At 71.3% G+C, this 20,153-nt stretch carries 18 protein-coding genes; 13 read left to right on the top strand and 5 right to left on the bottom strand.

Going from position 1 to position 20,153, the window contains the following annotated elements:
- Positions 1 to 112: 112 nt before the first annotated feature.
- The 3 genes from SK095_RS20005 to SK095_RS19995 all read left to right on the top strand — a co-directional run bounded on the left by SK095_RS20005 (position 113) and on the right by SK095_RS19995 (position 2,581).
- On the top strand, positions 113 to 1,132 hold the full coding sequence (locus tag SK095_RS20005) for a M14 family zinc carboxypeptidase (RefSeq protein WP_320547261.1): 1,020 nt from the start codon (positions 113 to 115) through the stop codon (positions 1,130 to 1,132).
- A gap of 2 nt (positions 1,133 to 1,134) precedes the next feature.
- Positions 1,135 to 1,905: an alpha/beta hydrolase gene (locus tag SK095_RS20000; RefSeq protein ID WP_320547260.1), complete on the top strand. Its 771-nt coding sequence runs from the start codon at positions 1,135 to 1,137 to the stop codon at positions 1,903 to 1,905.
- 241 nt (positions 1,906 to 2,146) lie between these two features.
- Positions 2,147 to 2,581 carry a hypothetical protein gene (locus tag SK095_RS19995; RefSeq protein ID WP_320547259.1) on the top strand — a complete coding sequence of 145 codons (435 nt, stop codon included), beginning with the start codon at positions 2,147 to 2,149 and terminating at the stop codon, positions 2,579 to 2,581.
- A 35-nt stretch (positions 2,582 to 2,616) separates the two neighbouring features.
- Here SK095_RS19995 and SK095_RS19990 read toward each other — a convergent pair whose 3' ends face one another.
- From SK095_RS19990 to purU, 4 genes are all read right to left on the bottom strand, one after another.
- Entirely contained in the window at positions 2,617 to 4,221 is a 1,605-nt protein-coding gene (locus SK095_RS19990) for a mucoidy inhibitor MuiA family protein (protein ID WP_320547258.1), read from the bottom strand.
- Between the two features lie 137 nt (positions 4,222 to 4,358).
- Positions 4,359 to 5,843 carry a helicase HerA-like domain-containing protein gene (locus SK095_RS19985; RefSeq protein ID WP_320547257.1) on the bottom strand — a complete coding sequence of 495 codons (1,485 nt, stop codon included), beginning with the start codon at positions 5,841 to 5,843 and terminating at the stop codon, positions 4,359 to 4,361.
- Positions 5,844 to 5,922: 79 nt separating this feature from the next.
- Entirely contained in the window at positions 5,923 to 6,345 is a 423-nt protein-coding gene (locus SK095_RS19980) for a CBS domain-containing protein (RefSeq protein ID WP_201485210.1), read from the bottom strand.
- Positions 6,346 to 6,389: 44 nt separating this feature from the next.
- A complete protein-coding gene (purU, locus tag SK095_RS19975) occupies positions 6,390 to 7,241 on the bottom strand; it encodes a formyltetrahydrofolate deformylase (protein WP_136491314.1) in 852 nt (283 codons plus the stop codon).
- A gap of 358 nt (positions 7,242 to 7,599) precedes the next feature.
- Here purU and mvaT point away from each other — a divergent pair, with 358 nt between their 5' ends.
- Entirely contained in the window at positions 7,600 to 7,986 is a 387-nt protein-coding gene (gene mvaT / locus SK095_RS19970; RefSeq protein WP_136491315.1) for a histone-like nucleoid-structuring protein MvaT, read from the top strand.
- Positions 7,987 to 8,070: 84 nt separating this feature from the next.
- On the opposite strand, the gene sbcB is transcribed toward mvaT, so the two are convergent.
- On the bottom strand, positions 8,071 to 9,504 hold the full coding sequence (gene sbcB / locus SK095_RS19965) for an exodeoxyribonuclease I (RefSeq protein WP_136491316.1): 1,434 nt from the start codon (positions 9,502 to 9,504) through the stop codon (positions 8,071 to 8,073).
- 199 nt (positions 9,505 to 9,703) lie between these two features.
- Here sbcB and SK095_RS19960 point away from each other — a divergent pair, with 199 nt between their 5' ends.
- The 9 genes from SK095_RS19960 (at position 9,704) to pyk (ending at position 20,096) form a co-directional block, all read left to right on the top strand.
- Positions 9,704 to 10,471: a hypothetical protein gene (locus SK095_RS19960; protein WP_320547256.1), complete on the top strand. Its 768-nt coding sequence runs from the start codon at positions 9,704 to 9,706 to the stop codon at positions 10,469 to 10,471.
- Between the two features lie 97 nt (positions 10,472 to 10,568).
- Entirely contained in the window at positions 10,569 to 11,276 is a 708-nt protein-coding gene (locus tag SK095_RS19955) for an RDD family protein (protein WP_320547255.1), read from the top strand.
- Positions 11,273 to 12,241 carry a stage II sporulation protein M gene (locus tag SK095_RS19950; protein ID WP_320547254.1) on the top strand — a complete coding sequence of 323 codons (969 nt, stop codon included), beginning with the start codon at positions 11,273 to 11,275 and terminating at the stop codon, positions 12,239 to 12,241. The genes SK095_RS19955 and SK095_RS19950 overlap by 4 nt, the downstream gene beginning before the upstream one ends.
- Before the next feature lie 74 nt (positions 12,242 to 12,315).
- Positions 12,316 to 13,899 carry a DUF4129 domain-containing protein gene (locus SK095_RS19945; protein ID WP_320547253.1) on the top strand — a complete coding sequence of 528 codons (1,584 nt, stop codon included), beginning with the start codon at positions 12,316 to 12,318 and terminating at the stop codon, positions 13,897 to 13,899.
- Positions 13,896 to 15,062 carry a DUF4350 domain-containing protein gene (locus tag SK095_RS19940; RefSeq protein ID WP_320547252.1) on the top strand — a complete coding sequence of 389 codons (1,167 nt, stop codon included), beginning with the start codon at positions 13,896 to 13,898 and terminating at the stop codon, positions 15,060 to 15,062. The genes SK095_RS19945 and SK095_RS19940 overlap by 4 nt, the downstream gene beginning before the upstream one ends.
- The gene (locus SK095_RS19935) at positions 15,059 to 16,147 is read left to right on the top strand and encodes an AAA family ATPase (protein ID WP_414153861.1); all 1,089 of its coding nucleotides are present in this window, start codon (positions 15,059 to 15,061) and stop codon (positions 16,145 to 16,147) included. Before SK095_RS19940 ends, SK095_RS19935 begins: the two co-directional genes overlap by 4 nt.
- Positions 16,144 to 17,472, top strand: coding sequence for a DUF58 domain-containing protein (locus SK095_RS19930; protein ID WP_320547250.1), 1,329 nt, complete (start codon positions 16,144 to 16,146; stop codon positions 17,470 to 17,472). Before SK095_RS19935 ends, SK095_RS19930 begins: the two co-directional genes overlap by 4 nt.
- A gap of 141 nt (positions 17,473 to 17,613) precedes the next feature.
- The gene (locus tag SK095_RS19925; RefSeq protein WP_201485201.1) at positions 17,614 to 18,534 is read left to right on the top strand and encodes a universal stress protein; all 921 of its coding nucleotides are present in this window, start codon (positions 17,614 to 17,616) and stop codon (positions 18,532 to 18,534) included.
- Positions 18,535 to 18,644: 110 nt separating this feature from the next.
- Complete coding sequence (pyk, locus tag SK095_RS19920; protein ID WP_136491481.1) at positions 18,645 to 20,096, top strand: pyruvate kinase; 1,452 nt, start codon at positions 18,645 to 18,647, stop codon at positions 20,094 to 20,096.
- Positions 20,097 to 20,153: the final 57 nt, after the last annotated feature.

Raw genomic sequence — 20,153 nt, 5'->3', positions numbered from 1 at the left:
AGTCGCCGCCGCAGGGGCCTGCAAGGACGCCGCGCGCACCGATCGCCCGAGACTCCGGCAGCCGGCGCCTAAACTGAGCAAGAGATGTCCCGCCCTGTGCCCCGGAGGTCGCATGCCTGCCAGCGAGCCCAGCGAACTGGTCGAACTCGAACGCCTGATCGACAAGCTCGGCAACCCGCTGCAGGTGCGGGAGCTGTGCCGGGTCGAGGTCGAGGCGCGCAGCCTGCCGGTATACGCGATCAGCCTGGGCAATCCCGCCCCCGGGGCACCGGCGGTCGGCTACTTCGGCGGCGTGCACGGCCTCGAGCGCATCGGCGCCAGCGTGGTGCTGGCCTTCCTGCGCAGCCTGGCGGCGCGCCTGCGCTGGGATCCGCTGCTGCAGCAGCAGCTCGAGCGCATGCGCATGGTGTTCATGCCGGTGGTCAATCCCGGCGGCCTGTGGCGCGGCACCCGCGCCAATCCGCAGGGCGTCGACCTGATGCGCAACGCGCCGGTCGAGGCGCAGCAGCGCGTGCCCTTCCTGGTCGGCGGCCAGCGCCTGAGTGCGCGCCTGCCCTGGTACCGCGGCCCGCACGGCGCGCCGATGCAGGCGGAAAGCCAGGCGCTGTGCAACCTGGTCGAGGAGGAGCTGCTCAGCCACCGCTTCAGCATCGCCGTGGACTGCCACTCCGGCTTCGGCCTCTGCGACCGCATCTGGTTTCCCTATGCCAGCACCCGCGCGCCCATCCCGCACCTGGCGGAGATGCACGCGCTGAGCGAGATCCTCGACCAGACCCACCGCCACCACACCTACCTGTTCGAGCCGCAGAGCTGCCAGTACCTCGCCCACGGCGACCTGTGGGACCACCTCTACCAGCGCGCCCTGAGCGATCCCGGGCGCGTGCACCTGCCGTTGACCCTGGAGATGGGCTCCTGGCTGTGGGTGAAGAAGAACCCGCGCCAGTTGCTGTCGATGCAGGGCCTGTTCAACCCGTTGCTCGGCCACCGCGAGGCGCGCGTGCTGCGACGCCAGGTGGAATGGCTGGACTTCGTCGGTCGCGCCGCCTGCGGCCACCAGGGCTGGTGCCCGGTCGGCGAGGCGCGCGAACAGCATCGCCAGCAGGCCCTGCGCCGCTGGTATCCGTGGTGCTAGCCATGGCCACCTGGATCCTGCTGCGCGGCCTGACCCGCGAGAGCGGCCACTGGGGCGAGTTCCCTGCCCTGCTGGCGGCTCGCCTGCCGCAGGCGCGCATCCTCGCCCTCGACCTGCCCGGCAACGGCGTGCGGCACCGGGAGCGCAGCCCGCTGCAGGTCGCGGCGATGGTCGACGACTGTCGCGCCCGCCTGGCCGCCGAGGGCGTCGACGGCCCCCTGCACCTGCTGGCCATGTCGCTGGGGGCGATGGTGGCGCTGGCCTGGGCCGCCGCCCATCCCGCCGAGGTGGCCGGCGCGGTGCTGATCAACGCCAGCTTCGCCGGACTCAGCCCCTTCTACCGGCGCCTGCGCCCGGCCGGCTACCCGCGACTGCTCGGCGTGCTGGCCGGCGGCGATGCCCGCGACAAGGAGGCGGCCATCCTGCGCCTGACCAGTGCGCGCGCCGACCCGCGGGTGCTGGACGACTGGGTGGCGCTGCGCCGCCGCCATCCGGTCGCTCCCGGCAACGCCCTGCGCCAGCTGGCGGCGGCAGCGCGCTTCCGGCTGCCGGCGCAGCGCCCGGAGCCACCGCTGCTGCTGCTCAGCGGCGAGCGCGACGCGCTGGTCGATCCGCGCTGTTCGGCGCAGCTGGCGGCCCGCTGGCAGCTGCCGCACGCCCGGCATGCCGCCGCCGGCCACGACCTGCCGCTGGACGACGGCCCCTGGGTGGTCACGCGGATCGCCGAATGGCTTGACGCGCACGGCATGCCCATGCCGGAAATGCGACATTAAAACGCCGCCCATATAGCGTCACCAGATCACGAAATCTGTCAATTCCACCATCCCCGTGGGGACATCGCGGTTTCGACCTTGATAAAATCACCTCGCTCAAGCCAGCTGTTCGTTGAACGTCAATTTTCAGTCGTCAACTTGACTTGAAAGCGATTCTCAGCAGACTTGTCTGAGTTGTTCCCCGAAGGCCGAGGCGACAGGCGATATTCGCACCACCATCGGCCGGGGAAGGGAGGTTCACATGAGCAACGAAAGGATAGTTCCCCTCCCGATCAAGCGCCCGGCCAACGATATAGAGCGCGCCCGCCGCGCCCGCGAGGAAGCCGAGATCGAGCGTGTCATTGCGGCACGCATGGCGCGCCACGAGCGCTGGAATGCCCAGCAAAGCGCACAGGTTCCCCAGGCCCAGGAGGCCCTGGTCAGGCTGCTGCAAGCGGCCCTGCACGGCACCGGCGACGGGCAGAGCGAAATCTGCCGAGACTTCCTGCTCGCCCTGTGGAAGGGCCAGGAACATCCCTTCAACCTGTCGAAGCTGCGGCGCCTGGAAATCGAGCAGTGGCAGGACTGCATGGCGGTGCTGCAGCTGCACCAGTTCTCCCTGTCGCCGATCCACCTCGCCATCCAGGACGGCGAACAGATCTGGCAGCGCCTGAAGATCGCCGAGCCGCCGGGCTGAACACCGAGCGGAGGCGTCCCCGCGACGCCGCCCCCCTACTCCAGCCCGCCGACGTAGCCGTCCAGCGGATATTCGATGCGGTAGTCGACACCGAAGCGGGCGCTCTCGCCGGCGGCCAGCCTGCGCTCCCAGGCGACCACGCCGCGGCGCTGCTGCCAGGCCTGCTGCGTGGGCGCGGGGTCGAAGGCCGTGCGCACGCGCACTTCCTCGGAGCCGCTGACCGGCGAGGATTCGAGCAGCAGCACCTCCACCGGACGCTTGTGGGTGTTGGTGAGGGTGAACACCTCGGCGACCCGCCGCTCGCGGCGCTTGTCGAACACCCCGGTGCTGCCCGCCTGTCCCTCGACCTGGTCGACGGCCACGCGCAACTGGTCGTCGCGACCGAAGGAGAACACGAAGCGCTCGTTGCCGGCCGGATTCCAGTGGGCGCGGCCCACGTAGCTGCCATCGCGGAACAGCTGGACATCGCCGGGCAGCCAGACGCCCTCGGGACGCTCGGCCTCGGCCACCACCACCGCCGCCTGCTCGACGCGCGGCGCGATGCGCAGGTACTGGCGGGCGACGAGGCTCTCCGTGCCCAGGCTGACCGCCAGCGCACGACCGTCGGCCGGCAGGCTGACCGGCGTCGGCACTTCGAATTCGCTGGCGAAGGCACCGTGACTGACGAAGCTCGGCGGCTGGAACCCCTCCTCGTCAGCGAGCGCCTCGCGCGCGGCGACGCCGGCCAGCGGCGCGGCGGGGGCCGGCATGACCCGCGACTCGGCCCTGGACAACTGCGCCGGCACCGGCGGCTGCCAGGTGAGCAGCCAGGGCTGCGGCTCGGGGGCGGCGGGCGACAGCCGCGGCTGGGTGGTGGACAGGGTCAGGCGCACGCCCTGCCAGTCCTCGCCGGTCCGCTGCGCCACGCTGGCCAGGCGCTCCAGCTCCAGGCGCGAGGCCGCGCTGTCCAGGCTCACCCGGTAGGCCGGCTGCCAGCCGGCATTCGCCACCTGATAGCTGAGGCGCAGCTCGCCGGGGCGCTGCGCGCTGAGCTGCACGGTGACGCTGCGCGTGTCGCGCGCCCCGCTGCGCAGGCCCTCCAGCTCGCGCTGCAGCACCTCGATCTGCTTGCCGAACTCGCGCTTCTCCACGTTCAGCCGCTGGATGGCGGCCAGCGATTCGCGCGCGCTCTGCCCGAGGGTCTGCACCAGTCCGGCGAGAATCTTGGGATCGTCGGGCAGGGCAGATGCCTCGCCTTCGCCGGAGCCGCCCGCACCGAAGCGCTCCAGGTAGCGCCCGACCAGCTCGGCCGCGGCGATCTCGGCATCGACTGCCGCCTGCCGGTCCTGCAGGGCGAGGATGCGCCCCTCCAGATCGGCCTCCGCCGGATTGAAGGCGTCGCCGCGCGCGGCATCGCGGGTGACCACCTGACCCACCCGCACGTGGGCGCCGGCCTCGGCGCGCAGGGTCTGCAGGTCGAACTGGGCCGGCAGGCCGGCGAACACCACCTCGGTCATCCCGGGGGTGACCTGCGCGGTCCGCACCACGGTGGCACTGCCCGGATGCAGCACCACCGCCGTGATCGGCGGCGCGCCCTCGGCCAGCACGCCGGTGCTGAGGCAGGCGGGAAACAGCAGGACTACGGCAGCTCGCAGACGCATGGCGGGGCTCCTCCCCTGGCGGACGATGGCGGGCAGCACGCAGCACGGGTGGCCCCACCCCGCCCACGCGCCTGCCCGGCCGCCGGAGGCTATGCCAGACGGCGCCGGGCTGTCCATGCGCCAGGTCGCAGCCGTGCTCAGCGCCGCTTGCCGAGCAGCGAGCCCATCAGCCCGCGCACCAGCTCGCGGCCGATCTGGTTGGCGGCCTGGCGTACCGCGCTCTTCATCGCCTGGCCGACCGCGCTGCCGAGCAGCTCGCCGGCCATGTCGCCCAGCGACCTGTCCTGCGCCGCGGCCTGGCCTCTGCCGGCCGGCGCGGGCGCTTCGGCCTGGGCGGCGCGGGCGCTGAGCAGCTCGTAGGCCGACTCGCGGTCCACCGGCCGGTCATAGCGCCCGGCCAGCGGCGAGGCACGCAGCAGCGCGGCGCGCTCGCTCTCGCCGAGCGGGCCGATGCGCGACTGCGGCGGGGCGATGGCCACCCGCTGCACCATGGCCGGGGTGCCCTTGTCCTCCAGGGTGCCGACCAGCGCCTCGCCGATGCCCAGCTCGGTGAGCACGGCCAGGCTGTCGAAAGCCGGGTTGGGGCGGAAGCCGTCGGCCACCGCGCGCAGGGCCTTCTGCTCCCTGGCGGTGAAGGCGCGCAGGCCGTGCTGCACGCGCAGGCCGAGCTGGGCGAGGATGTCGTCGGGCAGGTCGCCCGGCGACTGGGTGACGAAGTAGACGCCGACGCCCTTGGAGCGGATCAGCCGCACCACCTGCTCGAGGCGCTCCTGCAGCGCCTTCGGCGTGCCGGCGAACAGCAGGTGCGCCTCGTCGAAGAACAGCGCCAGCAGGGGCTGGTCGGCGTCGCCGCGCTCGGGCAGTTGCTCGAACAGCTCGGCCAGCAGCCAGAGCAGGAAGGTGGCGTAGACCTTGGGCGCCTCGTGCACCAGGCGGCTGGCGTCGAGCAGGTGGATGCGCCCGCGGCCGTCGGCCGCCGGCTGCAGCAGGTCCTCCAGCTGCAGTGCCGGCTCGCCGAACAGCGCCTCGGCGCCCTGCTGCTCGAGGGTCGCCAGCTTGCGCAGCAGGGCCTGGGCGGACGGCCCGGTGAACAGCGCGCGGTCCTCGCCGAGCAGTTCCGGGTTGCCCTGCAGGTGGTTGAGCAGCGCCTTGAGGTCCTTGAGATCGAGCAGCAGCAGGCCCTCGCGGTCGGCCACCCGGAAGGCGGCGTAGAGCGCGGCCTGCTGGCTGTCAGTGAGCTCCAGCAGCGCGCCGAGCAGCAGCGGGCCCATCTCGCTCAGGGTGGTGCGCAGCGGGTGGCCGCCCTGCCCGGCCACGTCCCACAGGGTCACCGGATAGGCCTGCGGCCGGTGGCCCAGCCAGGGCATGGCGGCGATGCGTTCGGCGATCTTGCCCTGCGGCGCGCCGGCGGCACCGAGGCCGCACAGGTCGCCCTTGATGTCGGCGGCGAACACCGCGACGCCGGCGTCGCTGAACTGCTCGACCAGGTGCTGCAGGGTGACGGTCTTGCCGGTGCCGGTGGCGCCGGCGATCAGGCCGTGGCGGTTGGCCAGGCGCAGCGCCTGGCCGACGGGCTGCCCGGCCGGATCGGCGCCGAGCAGCAGTTGACGATGTTCAGGCATGGTCCATTTCCCCCGCGGGTGATGGCGGTCGCGACCTGCCATCACCCGCGGGCGACCGGCCGCGCCTGCCGGTCGTCGTTCAGTCGTTCGACTTGCCCTTCTCGTGCTGGGCGAACTCCTTGACCGCGCGCAGCACGTCGTGGCGGCTGAGCATGCCGACCAGGCGGCCCTCCTCGAGCACCGGCAGGCGCTGGCGCTGGTCGAGCAGGAAGCCTTCGGCGGCCTTGATGATGTCGGCATCGGCGTCGATGGTATCCGGCACCACCGTCATGAAGCTGCCGACGGCACCGTGGGCATCGTCGAAGTAGGCGCCGGCCAGGATCGCGCGCAGGCAGTCGGCCTCGGACAGGATGCCGACCAGCTGGCCCTCGGCGTCCAGCACCGGCGCTCCGGCCAGTCCGTGTTCGAGCAGGCGGTTGATGGCGGTGAACAGGTCCATGTCCGGGCGGAAGGTCACCGGGTGGCGGGTCATGTAGTCGCGCACCTTGATCGACTTGAGCATGGTGTTTCTCCTCTGGTTCCTTGAAGGGTCGCGGCGGTGGCCTGTCAGTCGAACACCACGGTCTTGTTGTCGTGCACCAGCACCCGGTCCTCCAGGTGATAGCGTAGCCCGCGGGCCAGTACCCGCCGCTCCACGTCCTTGCCGATGCGCACCATGTCCTCGGCCTGCTGGCGGTGGGTGACCCGCGCCACGTCCTGCTCGATGATCGGGCCGGCGTCCAGTTCCTCGGTGACGTAGTGGCAGGTGGCGCCGATCAGCTTGACGCCGCGCTTGGCCGCCTGATGGTAGGGCTTGGCGCCGGCGAACGAGGGCAGGAAGCTGTGGTGGATGTTGATCACCCGCCCGGCGTAGTCCTGGCACAGGGTCGGCGGCAGGATCTGCATGTAGCGCGCCAGCACCACGCAGTCGGCCTGGTGCTCGGCGATCAGCCGGCTGACCTCGGCGAAGGCCGGAGCCTTGTCCTTCGGATCGACCGGCACGTGGAAGTAGGGAATGCCGTGCCACTCGACCATGCTGCGCAGGTCGTCGTGGTTGGAGATCACACAGGGGATCTCGCAGTCCAGCTCACCGCTGTGCCAGCGGTGCAGCAGGTCGGCCAGGCAGTGCGATTCGCGGCTGGCCATCAGCACCACGCGCTTCTTCACCGCCGAGTCGTAGACCTGCCAGCGCATGCCGAACTCGCGGGCGATGGGCGAGAAGGCATGGCGGAACCCCTCGAGATCGAACGGCAGCGAGTCGGCGCGGATCTCGTGGCGCATGAAGAACCAGCCGTTGTCCAGGTCCGAATGATGGCTCGCCTCGGTGATCCAGCCGTTGTAGGTAGCCAGCAGGTTGCTGACCTTGGCCACGATGCCGACGCGGTCGGGGCAGGCGATGACCAACCGGAAAGTACGCATGGGGTAACTCCGCAAACATCGAAAGGGGGCATTCTATCCAGCCGCACGGAAAACTACAGCCGCGCCGCGGTCACGCCTTGCGCCCGTTGGCCGCAGACAAGGCAGCCCGGCAGCACCGGCAGATACATGCGAGAACTTGCAAGAGTTGCCGCACTTGTCTTTCCCGGCACTAAGCCATGCCCTCGGAGGCCCCCTCTACATGCCTCGCCAATATCTCCGCCCGCCCGCGACAACTTCGCCCGTTATTTTTACCAAATATTCCGCGAGGCGCTCCGCGCTATTTACTTGGCATTGAGCTGTGCCTATTATCCATTCACCGCCGTAGTTCCTGCAGACCCGTTTCCCAAGGAAAAAGACAATGTCCCTGATCAACGAATATCGCACGACCGAAGCTGCCATCAAGCAACTGCAGGAGCGCCTGCAAGCCCTCAAGCTGGACGACAAGCTGCAGAAGGAACTGGACTTCGAAGCCAAGCTGCGCGAACTGATGGCCGAATATGGCAAGTCGCTGCCGGACATCCTCGCCCTGCTCGACGCCGAAGGCAAAGTTGCCAAGGCCGGCCGCCCGGCCCGTGCCGCCAAAGTTGAAGCCCCGGCCAAGCGCACCCGCAAGGTCAAGCAGTACAAGAACCCGAACACCGGTGAAACCATCGAGACCAAGGGCGGCAACCACAAGACCCTGAAGGAGTGGAAAGCCACCTGGGGCAACGATACCGTGGAAAGTTGGGCGACCATCCTCGACTGATTGCCGGCACTTCCTGCAGGGCAATAAAAAACGCCAGCCGAGCTGGCGTTTTTTATTGCCGCGAAATCGTCCGCCCGCTGCCGCTCAGGCCACTGCGTAGCGCTGGCGCAAGCCCTGCGCATGGGCCTGCCAGGCCGCGAGCAGGGCCTGCTGGCGCGGATCGCAGGCCGGCAGCAGTTCCGTCACGGCCTGTTCGAACTCGGCCAGGGTATTGGGCGCCCCGGCGCGACTGTCGCTCAGCCGCCGGCGACAGAACTCCTGCCAGCGCTGCTGTTCGGGCGTGCTCAATGTCTGCGGAAAGTTGCGCGCGCGATAACGGAACAGCAACTCCTCGAGACGCTCGTCGGCAAACAGCCCATGGCGTTCGGCGAGTCGCGCCGGGTCACTTTCGCGCACCTGGATACACAGGCCGCGGTCGCGGTCGCCAATAAAGCCGTCATACAGGCGCTGCTCCGGATCCTCGCTGGCGGCAAAACCGTTTTCCGCATAGATCGCCGGCAACTTTTCACGCCATGCCGCCTGCCGCTGTTCCAGCACGCGGCCCCGATCCAGACAGGCCGACATATCCAGCGCCAGGCGCTGGCAGTCCTCCTCGCGCAACACCTTGAGCGGCGCCAGCACCGGGCAACGATTGATCTGTACCAGTTTCAGCGGTACCGGCAGTTCGCCATCGCCCAGTTCTTCGCGGCGGGTATACAGGCGCGTGGCGAGAACTTCCGCCGGCAACTCCAGCAGCGGGGCGATATCGGCCTGCAGATCGCAGACGATCAGTGCATTGCGATTGCGCGGATGCCAGGCCAGCGGCATTACCACGGAGAGGAAATGGCGCTCGGCGGAAAAGCGCCCGGATATGTGCACCAGCGGTTGCAGCAGGCGGATCTGTTCCATCACCCGCTGCTTGCTGCGCAACTGATAACACCAGTCGTACAGGCGCGGCTGGCGTTCGCGCAGCAGCCGCGCCAGGGCGATGGTGGCGCGCACGTCGGCCAGGGCGTCGTGGGCCTGGCCGTGGTCGATGCCGTTGGCTGCGGTCAGCCGCTCCAGCTTCAGGGTCACCCGCCCGTCCTCCTGCGGCCACTCGATGCCCTGCGGGCGCAGGGCATAGGCGCTGCGCAGCAGGTCGATCAGGTCCCAGCGGCTGTTGCCGCCCTGCCACTCGCGGGCGTAGGGATCGAAGAAGTTGCGGTACAGGCTGTAGCGGGTGACCTCGTCGTCGAAGCGCAGGCTGTTGTAGCCGGCGGTGCAGGTGCCGGGGCGCGCCAGCTCGGCGTGCAGGCGGGTCATGAACTCGGCCTCGCCGAGGCCGTGGCGCTCCAGGTGGCCGGGGGCGATGCCGGTGATCAGGCAGGACATCGGGTGCGGCAGGATATCGTCGCTCGGCCGGCAATACAGGTTGAGCGGCTCGCCGATCTCGTTGAGCGCCTCGTCGGTACGGATCCCCGCCACCTGCAGCGGCCGGTCGCGGCGCGGGTCGATGCCGGTGGTTTCGTAGTCGTACCAGAAGATGCTTGCGGTCACGGGATCGGCTCCAATTGGCAGGGGCGCGCAGTCTAGCGCGAATCGTCCGGCGGTCGGGACCGTTGCGACGCGGCGGCGCCACACCGGGAAAGCCGACCTGGCTCGCAAAGCTGCGCACCTGCGCGCCAGCCGCCTTGCCGGGGCCGGGACGGCCGACTAGCATCCCGGCGTTCCCATCACGCCTCGCAAGGACCCTGGCATGAACAGCATCCCCGCCGCCAATCCGTTCGCCCCGCCGCGCAGCGACCTGCTGCACAGGCCCGCCCCTGCGCAGCCGGCCCCCAGCATCGAGGAGGCCCTCGCCCGCGGCTACGACTTCTCCATCGGCGGCCTGCTCGGCGAGGCCTGGGGCAACACCCGCGGCATCAAGTGGCCGATCATCGCCGGCTTCCTGGCCTTCTACGCGGTGCTGTTCGCCGCCGCCTTCGTGCTGGCGTTCATCCTCGCCGGCGCCGGGCTGATCGGCCACGACAGCCTGCTCGCCGGGGTGGCGGGACAACTGCTGCTCAGCCTGCTGATCGGCGTGCTCACCTATCCGTTCTTCGCCGGCATCCTGATGATCGGCATCCGCCGGGCGGCGCAGCAACCGGTCGGCGTCGGTCTGGTGTTCGGCTACTTCGGTCATACCCTGGCGCTGGCCATCACCGGCATGCTGGTCACCGTCCTGGTCTACCTCGGCACCCTGTTGCTGATCCTTCCCGGCATCTATCTGGGCGTCGCCTACCTACTGGCCATGGCCCTGGTGGTCGAGCGCGGCCTGAGCCCCTGGCAGGCCATGGAAGCCTCGCGCCAGGCCATCAGCCAGCACTGGTTCAAGGTGTTCGGCCTGCTCCTGCTGCTCGGCGCGATCCTGCTGGTCAGCGCCCTGCCGCTGGGCATCGGCCTGATCTGGAGCCTGCCGCTGTCGGTGGCGGCGCTCGGCGTGCTGTACCGGGAGATCTTCGGCGTGCTGCCGGCCGCCGACTGAACGCGCCCGCGCCGCGCGGCACCCGGACGCAGGCGGTTGCCTCGCGCCGCCGCGCCTCGCTAGCATCGCCAATCCCAGCCCCGAGCAGCCCGCCGCCATGCCCCCAGCCACATCCGCCAGCCCGCTGCTGGACACCCGCCTGCGGGTGGAAACCCCGGAGGGGGTCGACCTGCTGCTGTCGCCCGCCGGCCCGCTGGTGCGCGCCCGCGCCTTCGGCGTCGACCTGGTCCTGCGCGCCGCCCTGTCGCTGCTGGTCGTCAGCCTGCTCGGCCGCCTCGGCGAACTGGGCGTCGGCCTCGGCCTGATCCTGCTGTTCCTGCTCAACTGGTGGTACATGGTGCTGTTCGAAGTGCTCAACCAGGGGCGCTCGCCCGGCAAGCAGCTGCTCGGCCTGCGCGTGGTGCACGAGGACGGAACCCCGGTCGGCTGGGGCGCCGCGCTGCTGCGCAACCTGCTGCGCTTCGTCGACATGCTGCCGCTGGGCTACTGCTGCGGCCTGCTCGCCAGCCTGGCCAGTCCACGCTTCCAGCGCCTCGGCGACCTCGCCGCCGGCACCCTGGTGATCCACCGCCAGCGCCCGCCGGCGCCGCTGCCGGGCGAGCCGGTGGCGCCGCTGCCGGCGCCCTTCCCCCTGCGTGCCGAGGAGCAGCGCGCCCTGCTCGCCTTCGACGAGCGCCGGCGCCAGCTGTCGCCGGCGCGCCGCGAGGAGCTGGCCGGCCTGCTCGCACCGGTACTCGGCGTGTCGCCGGACGAGGCCCCGCTGCGCCTGCAGCGCATCGCCGCCGGCCTGCGGGGCGAACCATGAGACAGGCGCAGTTCGAGGCCCTGCACCGGAGCCAGTGGCAGGCCCTCGAGGGCCAGCTCAGGCTGCTGGAGCAAGGCAAGTCACTCGAGTCCCTGGCCGGCGCCTTCGCCGCCGACTATCGGCGCCTGTGCCAGCAGCTGGCCCTGGCGCAGAGCCGCGCCTACAGTCCCAACCTGGTCGAATACCTGCAGCAGCTGGTCCTGCGCGCCCACCAGCAGCTGTACCGCCCCCCTCGCGGCCTCGGTCCGCGCCTGCTCGGTTTCCTGCTCGGTGGCTTCCCGCGCCAGGTGCGCGCCGCCTGGCGCAGCATCCTGCTCGCCAGCCTGCTGTTCTACGGCAGCCTGCTGGGCATGGGCCTGCTGGTCTACCTGTTCCCCGAACTGATCTACAGCCTGCTGTCACCGCAGCAGGTGGCGAAGATGGAGCTGATGTACGACCCCGACTCCAGCCGCCTCGGCCCCTGGGCCGGGCGCGGCAGCGGCGACGACTGGCTGATGTTCGGCTACTACATCATGAACAACATCGGCATCGCCTTCCAAACCTTCGCCAGCGGCCTGCTGCTCGGCATCGGCTCGCTGTTCTTCCTGCTCTACAACGGCCTCAACATCGGCGCCATCGCCGGCCACCTGATCCGCATCGGCTACGACGAAACCTTCCTCGGCTTCGTCGTCGGCCATGGCGCTTTCGAGCTGACTGCCATAACCTTCGCCGGCGCCGCCGGCCTGCAGCTGGGCGGCGCCCTGCTGATGCCCGGACCACGCAGCCGCCGCGCCGCCCTGCGCAGTGCCGCGCGCGGCTGCGTCGGCCTGCTCGCCGGAGTGATCGGCCTGCTGCTGATCGCCGCCTTCGTCGAGGCCTACTGGTCGTCGGTCACCCGCTTTCCGGTGACCGTCAAGTACACCGTCGGCATCGCGCTGTGGCTGCTGGTCGGCGCCTACTTCGGCCTCGGCGGGCGCCGCCGCTGACTGGATCGATCGAACCGAACACAGGGAGTCGTCGTGATCACCGAGCCACTCGCCAGCCTCCCGCGGAGCCGCGCATGTCGCTGAGCGCCGCCGAGGCCGCCCTGCGCCCGCGCAGCGCGTGGGAAGCCGTCGACCTGGGCGTGCACCTGGTGCAGCGCCACGCCGGCCTGCTGCTGGGCAGCTGGGCGCTGCTCACCCTGCCGCTGCTGGCGCTGCTCGGCCTGCTGTTCCGGGAACAGCCGAGCATCGCCCTGCTGCTGTTCTGGTGGCTGAAGCCGGCCTTCGAACGCCTGCCGCTGCACATCCTCTCGCGCGCCCTGTTCGGCGCCACGCCGACCCTCGGCCAGGCCCTGCGCGCCTGGCCCGCGCTGCTGCGCGGCGAGCTGCTGGCCAGCCTGACCTGGCGGCGCTTCAGCCTGAGCCGCAGCTTCACCCTGCCGCTGACCCAGCTGGAGAACCTGCGCGGCAGCGCGCGCCGCCAGCGCCTGCACGCCCTCGGCCGGCGCAGCGGCGTGGCGCGCTGGCTGACCCTGCTCGGCATGCACGTCGAACTGCTGCTGTGGGCCGGCCTGCTGGTGCTGATCTACCTGATGCTCCCCGAACAGCTCCGCGATCCGCTCACCCTGGCCAGCGCGGTGTTGCGCCCGCCGCAGGAATGGCTGTGGCTGGAGCACCTGAGCAACGCCTGCTACGCCCTGGTGCTGGTGGTCTGGGAACCGGTCTACGTCGCCTGCGGCTTCAGCCTCTACCTCAACCGGCGCAGCGAGCTGGAGGCCTGGGATCTCGAACTGGCCTTCCGCCGCCTGCTCGAACGCCTCGGCCAGACCGGCCTGGTGGTGCTGCTCGGCCTCGCCCTGCTGCTGCCCGGGCGCACGGCACTGGCCGAAACGGCGCCGCCCGAAACTGCCGCGGCAGTCCTGGAGAGCGCCGCCTGCCCGCTGCCGGTGACGGACGCCGCAGGGCCCGAGGCGCCGCGCCTCACCCACCAGCCGCTGAGCAGCGCCGAGGCGCAGCGCGAGATCCACGCCCTGCTCGACGCGCCGCCGTTCCGCCGCCACGAGGAGCGCCTCGACTGGGGCTGGCCGGATACCGACCAGCCCGACGCGGCGGACCGCTCCCTGCCCGATGCGCCGCCGGCCTGGACCGGCGGCTTCGCCGAACTCCTCGAGGCGCTGCTGTGGAGCCTGCTGGCCGGCGGCATCGCCGTGCTGGTCTGGCGCTATCGCGACTGGCTGGCGCTGTTCGTCCGCCGCGCTCCGGCCGCCGAGACGCCCGCGGCGGAAACGCCGGTCGAGCTGTTCGGCCTGGCCGTCGATCCGCGCAGCCTGCCGGACGACCTGCCGGCCAGCGTCGAGCAGCTGTGGCCGCACGACCCGCGCGCCGCTCTCGGCCTGCTCTATCGCGGCCTGCTCAGCCACCTGCTGCACCAGCGCCGCCTGCCGCTGACCCCGGCACACACCGAGGGCGAGGTGCTGGTGCTGCTGCAGCGCCTCGACGATGCACCGCTGGCGCGCTTCGCCGCCCGCCTGCTGCAGGCCTGGCAGGCGCTCGCCTACGGCAGTCGCCCGCCGCCGGCCGAACTCGGCCCCGAGCTGTGCGCCGCCTGGCGCGCGCTGGAACTGAACAGCCGCGCCCGCAGCGCGGAGGTGACCCCATGACCTCCCGCCAACGCCTGTGGGGCGCTCTCGCCGGCCTGTCGCTGCTCGCCGCGCTGGCCTTCCTGCTGCTCGGCAACCTCGACCCGCAGTGGCGCAGCGTCGAACTCGGCCCGGCGCCGGAGGCGCGCAGCAATCCCTGGCTGGCCGCCGAGCGCTTCCTGCGCCAGCGCCAGGTCGAAGTCGGCCGCGCCGACAGCCTGGCCGGGGTGCTCGAAGACACCCCGCCCGCCGGCCACACCCTGGTGCTGCTCGGCCCGCGCCGCGAACTGACCGCCGCCCAGAACCAGCGCCTGCTCGACTGGGCCGCCGCCGGCGGCCACCTGCTGGTGATCGCCCAGGCCAACTGGAACGAACAGCGCCAGCGCAGCGACGACCTGCTGCTCGACCTGCTGCAGGTGCACCGCCTGCCCAGCGCCAGCCTGGCGGAGACGCCGGAAACCGCCGCCGAGGAGCCCTGGCCCGAGCTGACCAAGCTGTACCTGGAGAACGAACAGGCGCCGGCCTACTTCGCCTTCGATACCCGCTACCACCTCGAGGACGCCGGCAACCGCGCCCATGCCTGGGCCAACAGCGCCAGGGCCACCCACCTGCTGCAACTCGGCCACGGCGACGGCCTGGTCACCGTGCTCAGCGACGGCAACCTGTGGCGCAACAGCCACATCGGCGAGCACGACCACGCCTGGCTGCTCTGGTACCTGACCCAGGACAGCCAGGTCGTGCTGCTCCAGCGCCTCGCCAGCGAATCCCTGCCGTCCCTGCTGCTGCGCCACTTCCCCGAGGCGCTGGCAGCCCTCGCCCTGCTGGTCGCCCTGCTGCTCTGGCGCTTCGGCCTGCGCCACGGCCCGCTGCAGGCCGACCCGCCACCGGCGCGCCGCCAGCTCGGCGAGCACCTGCAGGCCAGCGCCGATTTCCTCTGCCGGCAGAGCGGCCACGCCGCCCTGCTCGCCCGCCTGCAGGCCGAGGTGCGCCAGCGCGCCCGCCAGCGCCACCCCGGCTTCGAGCGCCTGCCGGTCACCGAACAGTGGCAGTTGCTCGGCCGTCTCGCCCGCCTCACGCCCAGCCAGATCGGCCAGGCCATGCGTCCGCTCGGCGAGCAGCGCATCGATGCCGCCCAGTTCACCCGCCAGGTCGCCCACCTGCAACGACTCAGGAATGCCCTATGATGAGCGAAGAATCCGACGCCCAGCCCATCGCCCCCGCGACCGCCACCCCGGACGACCGGGACGCGCCGCCGGCGGATACCGTGGCCGCGGCCGCACCGCCGGTCGGCGACGACAGGCCCGCCGTCAACCAGCACCAGCGCGCCGTGCAGCTGATCCAGGCGGTGCGCGCCGAGCTCAGCCTGGCGCTGATCGGCCAGCAGCAGGTGATCGACGACGTGCTCTGCGCCCTGCTCGCCGGCGGCCACGTGCTGATCGAGGGCGTCCCCGGCCTGGGCAAGACCCTGCTGGTGCGCGCCCTGGCGCGCTGCTTCGGCGGCCGCTTCGCGCGCATCCAGTTCACCCCCGACCTGATGCCCAGCGACGTCACCGGCCACGCCGTCTACGACCTGGCCAGCGAGCAGTTCAAGCTACGCCAGGGGCCGGTGTTCACCAACCTGCTGCTCGCCGACGAGATCAACCGCGCGCCGGCCAAGACCCAGGCGGCGCTGCTCGAGGTGATGCAGGAGCGCCAGGTCACCCTGGAGGGCAACGCCCTGCCGGTGCCGCGGCCGTTCATGGTGCTGGCCACGCAGAACCCCATCGAGCAGGAAGGCACCTACCCGCTGCCCGAGGCCGAGCTGGACCGCTTCATGCTCAAGCTGCGCATGGACTATCCGGCGCATCTCGAGGAGCTGGAGCTGGTGCGCCTGGTGACCCGCACGGCGCGCGGCGACATGCTCGACGTCGCCGCCCTGCGCCCGCTGCTGCGCGAGCGCGACGTGCCGGTGCTGCAGCGCATCTGCGCCGAGCTGCCGATCGACGACCAGGTGCTCGACTACGCCGTGCGCCTGGTGCGCGCCACCCGCGACTGGCCGGGGCTGGCCTTCGGCGCCGGTCCCCGCGCTTCCATCGCCCTGGTGCGCTGCGCCCGCGCCCGCGCCCTGCTGCACGGCGGCGAGTTCGTCACCCCGGACGACCTCAAGGCCTGTGCGCCGGCGGTGCTGCGCCACCGCGTGCGCCTGGCGCCGGAGCTGGAGATCGAGGGCCAGGACGTCGACCGGGTGCTCGCCCAGCTGCTCGCCCAGGTGGCCGCGCCGCGCTCATGAAGCCCACGCCCCGCCTGCTCGGTCTCGCCGCCGCCCTGCTGCTGGCGGCCATCGCCCTCGGCGCCGCGGCGCCGCTCGGCCTCGCCCTGCCCGCCTGGCTGCACGGCCTGTGGTGGGCGGCGCTGCTGGCGCTGGCCGGCGCGGCGCTGTTCGACGCCCTGTGGCTGCGCCGCCTGCCCTCGCCGGCGCTCGAGCGCCAGCTGCCCGGCCACCTGGCGCTGGACCGCTGGAGCGAGGTGGTCCTGCGCGTCACCCCGGCGGCGGCCACGCCCTGGCTGGAGCTGTTCGACCACGTGCCGGCGGAGCTGGAGTTCCAGGGCCTGCCGCAGCGCCTCGCCCTGCCGCCCGGCCAGGGCGGCGAGCTGCGCTACCGCATCCGCCCGCGCCAGCGCGGCGACAGCGCCTTCGCGCGCTGCGAGGTCGGCCTGCCCAGCCGCCTGGGGCTGTGGCAGGCGCGCCGCCATCTGCCACTGCCCGGCAGCACGCGCATCTATCCCGACTTCGCCCGCCTGCACGGCGCCCGCCTGATGGCGGTGGAGAGCTGGCTCGGCCGCCTCGGCGTGCGCCAGAAGCCGCGCCGCGGCAGCGGCCGCGAGTTCCACCAGCTGCGCGAGTTCCGCGATGGCGACAGCCTGCGCCAGATCGACTGGAAGGCCACCGCACGCAAGCACCAGCCGATCGCCCGCGAATACCAGGAGGAACGCGACCAGCAGATCCTCTTCCTGCTCGACGGCGGCCGGCGCATGCGCAGCCAGGACGGCGAACTCAGCCACTTCGACCACGCCCTCAACGCCTGCCTGCTGCTGGCCCACGTCGCCCTGCGCCAGGGCGATGCCGTCGGCCTGCTGGCCTTCGGCGGCGACACGCCGCGCTACCTGCCGCCGGCCAAGGGCCAGCAGCAGCTCAACGCCCTGCTCAACGGCGTCTACGACCTGCAGCCCGGCCAGTTGCCCGGCGACTACCTGGCCGCCGCCGGCGAACTGCTCGCCCGCCAGCCGCGCCGCGCCCTGGTGGTGCTGCTCGGCAACCTGCGCGACGAGGACGACCAGCAGCTGCCGCTGGCCGCGGCGCAGATCGCCCGCCACCACCGCCTGCTGATCGCCAGCCTGCGCGAGGAAGTGCTCGACCGCCAGCGCCAGCAGCCGGTGGACAGCTACGAGCAGGCGCTCGCCTACTGCGGCGCCGTCGACTACGCCGCCGCGCGCAGCGCCCTGCACGAGCGCCTCGCCGCCCAGGGCCTGCCGGTGCTCGACCTGCGCCCCGGCGAACTGGGGCCGGAACTGGTCAACCGCTACCTGCAGTGGAAGGCGGCGGGGGCCTTCTGAGCCCTGCCGCCACCCGCTCTGCCACGCCCGTCACGCCCCGGTAACCGGTTTGCATGTGTAGTGGCGCTGGCGCTAGGCTGAGTCCATCAAGCCGAGCCTGGCATCACGCGGGCCATACCCCATCCGGCCAAGGAGTCCGACATGCAACTCAAGCAGCTGCTGGTGATCATCGATCCCACCCAAACCCCGCAACCGGCGCTGGCGCGCGCGGCCTGGATCGCCCGCCGCAGCGGTGCCGCCCTCGAGCTGCTGATCTGCGAGTTCAACAGTGCCCTGGACAACGGCCTGCTGTTCGAGGCGCCGGCGCTGGACAAGGCGCGCGACTCGCTGCTCCGCCAGCGCCGCGAATGGCTCGAGCAACTGGCCGCGCCGCTGCGCCAGGAGGGCCTGGCGGTGACCTGCGAGGTGCGCTGGGGCAAGCCGCTGCACCGGATGGTCATCGCCCGCGCCGAGGAACTGAAGCCCGACCTGGTGCTGAAGACCGCGCACAGCCACGGCCTGATCCGTCGCCTGCTGCTGAGCAACACCTGCTGGCAGCTGATCCGCTACTGCCCGGCGCCACTGTGGCTGGTCAAGCCGGAAGGCGAGTGGCGCAGCCAGCGCCTGGCCGTGGCCCTCGATCCCACCCACAGCGCCGACAAGCCGGCCAGCCTCGACCACCAGCTGATCGAGGCGGCGCAGACCCTGGGTCAGACCCTCGGCCTGGAGGACCACTACCTGCACAGCTACGCACCGCTGCCGCGCACCTTGGTGTTCGATGCCGAACTGATCGCCGATTACGAGTACTATGTCGAGCGCACCGGCGAACGCCACCGCGAGGCCTTCGAGCAACTGCTCGGCCAGCATGCGGTAGCCAAGCCGCGCAGCCACCTGCTGCAGGGCTTCGCCGAGGAGACCCTGCCGCGCTTCGTCGAGGAAAATGCCGTCGACCTGCTGGTGATGGGCGCCATCGCCCGCGGCCACCTCGACACCGCGCTGATCGGCCACACTGCCGAGCGCGTGCTCGAAGGGGTCGACTGCGACCTGCTGGTGCTCAAGCCGCAGGGCGCACCCGCCCACTGACCGACTCCCGCCACGGATGGCGCAGGCTCACCGCGAGCCGACCAAGACCGGTCCGCCCAGCCACAAGCGGGCGCGCCGGCGCTGTTCAGACCTTACCCAGGAGCAACCTGATGCCCTTTCGCCGTACCAAGATCGTCGCCACTCTCGGCCCGTCCAGCAGCTCGCCGCAGGTGCTGGAGCAACTGATCCTCGCCGGGATGAACGTCGCCCGCCTCAACTTCTCCCACGGCACCCCCGAGGAGCACAAGGCCCGCGCCCGCCTGGTGCGCGAGCTGGCCGCCAAGCACGATCGCCACGTCGCCCTGCTCGGCGACCTGCAGGGTCCGAAGATCCGCATCGCCAAGTTCGCCAACAAGCGCATCGAGCTGCAGGAAGGCGACGCCTTCCGCTTCTCCATCAGCCACCCGCGCGACGCCGGCACCCAGGAAGTGGTCGGCATCGACTACCCGGACCTGGTCAAGGACTGCAAGGTCGGCGACGAGCTGCTGCTCGACGACGGCCGGGTGATCATGCAGGTCGAGCAGGTCACCGCCAGCGAGCTGCTGTGCAAGGTCACCGTCGGTGGCCCGCTGTCCGACCACAAGGGCATCAACCGCCGCGGCGGCGGCCTGACCGCGCCGGCGCTGACCGACAAGGACAAGGCCGACATCAAGCTGGCCGCCGAGATGGAGCTGGACTACCTGGCGGTGTCCTTCCCGCGCGATGCCGAGGACATGCACTACGCCCGCCGCCTGCGCGACGAGGCCGGCAGCGACGCCTGGCTGATCGCCAAGATCGAGCGCGCCGAGGCGGTGGCCGACGACGAATCGCTGGATGCGCTGATCCGCGCCAGCGACGGCGTGATGGTCGCCCGCGGCGACCTCGGCGTGGAGATCGGCGACGCCGAGCTGGTCGGCATCCAGAAGAAGATCATTGCCCACGCCCGCCGCCTCAACAAAGTGGTGATCACCGCCACGCAGATGATGGAGTCGATGATCCACAGCCCGATGCCGACCCGCGCCGAGGTGTCCGACGTGGCCAACGCCGCGCTGGACTATACCGACGCGGTGATGCTGTCGGCCGAGAGCGCCGCCGGCGACTACCCGGTGGAAGCGGTCAAGGCCATGGCGCGCGTCTGCGTCGGCGCCGAGAAGCACCCGACCAGCCAGAAGTCCGGCCACCGCATGGGCCTGACCTTCGAGCGCTGCGACGAGAGCATCGCCCTGGCGGCCATGTACACCGCCAACCACTTCCCTGGCGTCAAGGCGATCATCGCCCTCACCGAGAGCGGCTACACCCCGCTGATCATGTCGCGCATCCGCTCGGCGGTGCCGATCTTCGCCTACTCGCCGCACCGCGCCACCCAGGCCCGTGCGTCGCTGTTCCGCGGCGTGCAGACCATCCCCTTCGACGCCGCAGCGCTGCCGCCGGAGCAGGTCAGCCAGGCCGCGGTCGACGAGCTGCTCAAGCGCGGCGTGGTGCAGCCGGGCGACTGGGTGATCATGAGCAAGGGCGACAGCTACGACACCATCGGCGGCACCAACACCCTGAAGGTCCTCCACGTCGGCGAATCGCTGGCCTGATCGGCGGAGTGTGAACCGGGAGGCCGCTCATTCGAGCGGCCTTCTGCTTTCTGGGCG

Origin of the sequence: Pseudomonas sp. AN-1 (genome assembly GCF_034057115.1) — a bacterium.
Lineage (GTDB): Bacteria > Pseudomonadota > Gammaproteobacteria > Pseudomonadales > Pseudomonadaceae > Geopseudomonas.
This window is presented reverse-complemented; position numbering and strand designations above follow the sequence as displayed.

Coding starts and splice junctions, on each gene's coding strand:
- purU (WP_136491314.1), bottom strand. CDS start 7,241: ATGCGTACTTTCCGGTTGGTCATCGCCTGCCCCGACCGCGTCGGCATC.
- SK095_RS19940 (WP_320547252.1), top strand. CDS start 13,896: ATGACCTCCCGCCAACGCCTGTGGGGCGCTCTCGCCGGCCTGTCGCTG.
- SK095_RS19960 (WP_320547256.1), top strand. CDS start 9,704: ATGAACAGCATCCCCGCCGCCAATCCGTTCGCCCCGCCGCGCAGCGAC.
- SK095_RS19955 (WP_320547255.1), top strand. CDS start 10,569: ATGCCCCCAGCCACATCCGCCAGCCCGCTGCTGGACACCCGCCTGCGG.
- SK095_RS19980 (WP_201485210.1), bottom strand. CDS start 6,345: ATGCTCAAGTCGATCAAGGTGCGCGACTACATGACCCGCCACCCGGTG.
- SK095_RS20000 (WP_320547260.1), top strand. CDS start 1,135: ATGGCCACCTGGATCCTGCTGCGCGGCCTGACCCGCGAGAGCGGCCAC.
- SK095_RS19935 (WP_414153861.1), top strand. CDS start 15,059: ATGATGAGCGAAGAATCCGACGCCCAGCCCATCGCCCCCGCGACCGCC.
- SK095_RS19950 (WP_320547254.1), top strand. CDS start 11,273: ATGAGACAGGCGCAGTTCGAGGCCCTGCACCGGAGCCAGTGGCAGGCC.
- SK095_RS19985 (WP_320547257.1), bottom strand. CDS start 5,843: ATGCCTGAACATCGTCAACTGCTGCTCGGCGCCGATCCGGCCGGGCAG.
- SK095_RS20005 (WP_320547261.1), top strand. CDS start 113: ATGCCTGCCAGCGAGCCCAGCGAACTGGTCGAACTCGAACGCCTGATC.
- SK095_RS19930 (WP_320547250.1), top strand. CDS start 16,144: ATGAAGCCCACGCCCCGCCTGCTCGGTCTCGCCGCCGCCCTGCTGCTG.
- SK095_RS19925 (WP_201485201.1), top strand. CDS start 17,614: ATGCAACTCAAGCAGCTGCTGGTGATCATCGATCCCACCCAAACCCCG.
- pyk (WP_136491481.1), top strand. CDS start 18,645: ATGCCCTTTCGCCGTACCAAGATCGTCGCCACTCTCGGCCCGTCCAGC.
- SK095_RS19990 (WP_320547258.1), bottom strand. CDS start 4,221: ATGCGTCTGCGAGCTGCCGTAGTCCTGCTGTTTCCCGCCTGCCTCAGC.
- SK095_RS19945 (WP_320547253.1), top strand. CDS start 12,316: ATGTCGCTGAGCGCCGCCGAGGCCGCCCTGCGCCCGCGCAGCGCGTGG.
- mvaT (WP_136491315.1), top strand. CDS start 7,600: ATGTCCCTGATCAACGAATATCGCACGACCGAAGCTGCCATCAAGCAA.
- SK095_RS19995 (WP_320547259.1), top strand. CDS start 2,147: ATGAGCAACGAAAGGATAGTTCCCCTCCCGATCAAGCGCCCGGCCAAC.